Source organism: Carnobacterium sp. (assembly GCF_032094055.1).
Taxonomy (GTDB): domain Bacteria; phylum Bacillota; class Bacilli; order Lactobacillales; family Carnobacteriaceae; genus Carnobacterium_A.
In genome coordinates this window covers 8966-12051 of sequence record NZ_DAMDAK010000034.1, presented here as the reverse complement: position 1 = coordinate 12051, position 3086 = coordinate 8966, and the positions used below count along the sequence as shown (strand labels likewise).

Annotated in this window: 4 protein-coding genes; all 4 read left to right on the top strand. The window is 30.8% G+C overall.

What is annotated here, in order from left to right; translation table 11 throughout:
- Positions 1 to 545 precede the first annotated feature (545 nt).
- Positions 546 to 1133 (top strand): GNAT family N-acetyltransferase, encoded by a 588-nt coding sequence (locus tag RT405_RS06885; RefSeq protein ID WP_313468666.1) that lies wholly within the window; start codon positions 546 to 548, stop codon positions 1131 to 1133.
- Between the two features lie 418 nt (positions 1134 to 1551).
- Positions 1552 to 1884 carry a hypothetical protein gene (locus RT405_RS06880; protein ID WP_313468664.1) on the top strand — a complete coding sequence of 111 codons (333 nt, stop codon included), beginning with the start codon at positions 1552 to 1554 and terminating at the stop codon, positions 1882 to 1884.
- Between the two features lie 367 nt (positions 1885 to 2251).
- Entirely contained in the window at positions 2252 to 2683 is a 432-nt protein-coding gene (locus tag RT405_RS06875) for a septum formation initiator family protein (protein ID WP_313468662.1), read from the top strand.
- A gap of 148 nt (positions 2684 to 2831) precedes the next feature.
- Positions 2832 to 3086, top strand: a 255-nt coding sequence (locus tag RT405_RS06870; protein WP_313468660.1) for a S1 RNA-binding domain-containing protein, incomplete at its 3' end; no start/stop codon positions are given.

Below are 3086 nucleotides of genomic sequence, written 5' to 3'. Positions count from 1 at the left end.
TATTTGGTCAAAAAGCTACCTAGATCCAGATTTTCAAGAACTAATAATCAAAATTGGATTCATAATTTAAGCGATGAGAATAAATAATGAAAAAAAAGCGTCTACCTGTTAATGAAATATAGCCGAAAAATCGAGACCGTTGTAAGTTTGGTATTAATATCTTTAGAAAATATATAAAATAGTGTATCGAGGATTTTATTAAGTTATGTATAATCCACTTAAAAAAACAGTAGGATTCTTTTTTCATATGAATTATTTATCTATACTCAGAACGTAAGGCAACAGTTGTAATTTTAATAATCTTTTGCTGAATTGCTTGAATAAGAAACTCTAAGGTGTCACGTATAGATAGGAATAACTGAAATGTTATTAGCTTTTAAACGGTCAATGATAAGCTGTATATTTTCAATATCAATCTCATATTTGGTTTTAAATCCAAGTACATCTATATAAACTCTCTTATAAAGATTATACCAATAGGGTATAATTTAAAAATAATATTACCCTATTGATAAACTAAGTAAATACCAGATGAAGGAGAATTTATGACAAATCCAAAAAGTCGTATTTTATTACTAGCTGAAAATGCTATTTTAGAAACAGAACGTTTAATTTTAAGGCCTCTAACTTTGGAAGACACCGCAGATTTTTTTGAATATGCTAGCGATGAAGAAACAATGAGATATATTTTCACTCCACATACGTCATTGCATCAAACAAAAGAGTTTATTGCGAATTATTACTTAACATCACCATTAGGTTTTTATGCATTAGAGCATAAAGAAGATCATAAAATGATTGGTGTGATAGAGTTTCGAGTAGATGATAAAAAGCATAAAGGTGAAATTGGATACATGTTGAACAAAAAATATTGGAGACAAGGACTAACAACAGAAGCCTGCTTACGAATATTATCTCTTGGTTTCAATACGCTCCGTTTAGAACATATTACTTCTGGTCATGATAATGGTCACATAGCTTCAGGAAATGTATTGAAAAAAGTGGGAATGTCGTTCGAAAATATCACTAAAAATGCCCATGAATTAAAAGGCAAGATGGTAGATACCTTTTTTTATGGAATAACTAGAGATACTTATTTAACTAGGCATCATAAAAATACCTATTTAAATTAAATAATAAAGAGGTGTTTCAGTTTATTTCTGACCTGAATGATTGAACATAATCTTATAAGTTTCAAACCCTATAAAATAAAGAAATTGGATTTTTCCCAACACATAAAATTGGATAGAGTCGTGTATGGAGAATCTTATTCGAATAGGGTTCTTTTTTTACAAGAGGATTCATTACATGATTTAATAGTATAATGGATACAATCAGGTATCTGTTTTGTAGAGGTCAATACGGTTTACTAAAAGATGTGGCAACTGCACACATCATTTTAGTGACCGGATATTTTTTCTTCATTATAATAATTAATATTAGCTAATGCACCTCCGTTAAAACATAAATGTTTGGTAAAATGACAAGATAACATTAGATACATCAAGTTGTTTGTATGATGGTGTGTATGCAAACAAGAAGGAGGGTAACATGAAAAAATTCGTATTTGAGAGTTATCTTGGTTTATGTTTTTTCGTTATACTTATTGGTTTCATATTGAGTGCGAATTTCATTCCGATACAAGATATTGAATTGCATACAACAAAAGAATTAGTAGTATTTACTTCAGAAGTAGCAATTAACTACCCGTTAGGACAAGCGCTTATTTGCTCTGCTATTTTAGTGCTAGTTGTAACCAGTCTGTATAAAATAGTTCAATCTCTAAGAAAAAAGGAAGCTAAGCCACTGCTGCTTCCTTTCATTATTTTAGTAACAGCGATTATCATAGGCAAGCTAACCATTTCATTCGGTTATTTATTTTAGAAATAACAAAACATAAAATTGATTAAGACCACGTATTTAAATTGAAACGAAAGAAGTCTTGTAGGCGGCTTACTAGTTGTTCTATCAATAGTTTTAGCTGTACTTTTTCTCAGCACAAACGTTTCTCCTAATGGATGTGAGCTAGCTATAGATGGATACGTGATTTCAAGAACGTTGATAATCCTTTATAATTTAAATTCTTGTGCAAAATTAGGTTATTATGTTCTAACTAAAAACACCAAAAATAAAGAATAAGTGCTTAAAAAAATAGGTGTATTCCAGTTTTTATCCGAATAGTATTAGACAACGCATCCGCTTTCTTGCTATAATTGGTTTAGAAATGCAGTAGCAAAAGGATGGGGCGTTTATGAAGAAAAAAGAGCCGACAAATGTTGCACAATTAAAAAACGACTATACCCAAGCCAAAACCCTTCAAGCACACCGGGAACGCAAACAAAAGCGGAAAGTGCGCAGAAGAATTTCTGTTATCTTGCTGATAGGCAGCCTATTTATTATCGTATTGTCACTGAGAATATGGAATAGCACACAATCCATTTCAAAAATGGAAAAGGAAAGACAACAAGCAGAAGTGGTTTTGAAAAAAACTGAAAACAATCAAGAACAATTAAATATGCAAATCAAACGTTTAGAAGATGAAAATTACGTAGCTAAATTAGCCCGCAGCCAATATTACTTATCTAAAGACAATGAAATCATTTTTAGTCTGCCAGAAGATAATGCAGCTAAGGTGATTGAAAAAACAAAAGAAAAAGCAGAAATAACTGAAAAAGAGGACTAAATATACTGAAACGATAAGAAAAATTTCCTTATAAAGCTTAAAAAAGTATTTTTTGTCAAAGAAAAAAATAATTAATGATAATTTCTTTGAAGTAGCCGAATACCATGCTATAATAAGGTTACAAGTTTTAAGGAGGAAACAATTTTATATGTCAATTGAAGTGGGAAATAAAGTTTCAGGAACAGTATCAGGTATTACAAATTTCGGTGCATTCATCGACCTAGGAGATAGAAAAACCGGATTAGTTCATATTAGTGAGGTATCCGATAGTTTTATCAAAGATATCAAAGATGTGTTAAAAGTTGGGGAAACTGTCACTGTAAAAGTGATGTCTATTGGAGATGACGGGAAAATCGGTCTTTCTATTAGACGTGCAGTAGATAAGCCAATTGAAACTGCTTCA

Coding starts and splice junctions, on each gene's coding strand:
- RT405_RS06880 (WP_313468664.1), top strand. CDS start 1,552: ATGAAAAAATTCGTATTTGAGAGTTATCTTGGTTTATGTTTTTTCGTT.
- RT405_RS06875 (WP_313468662.1), top strand. CDS start 2,252: ATGAAGAAAAAAGAGCCGACAAATGTTGCACAATTAAAAAACGACTAT.
- RT405_RS06885 (WP_313468666.1), top strand. CDS start 546: ATGACAAATCCAAAAAGTCGTATTTTATTACTAGCTGAAAATGCTATT.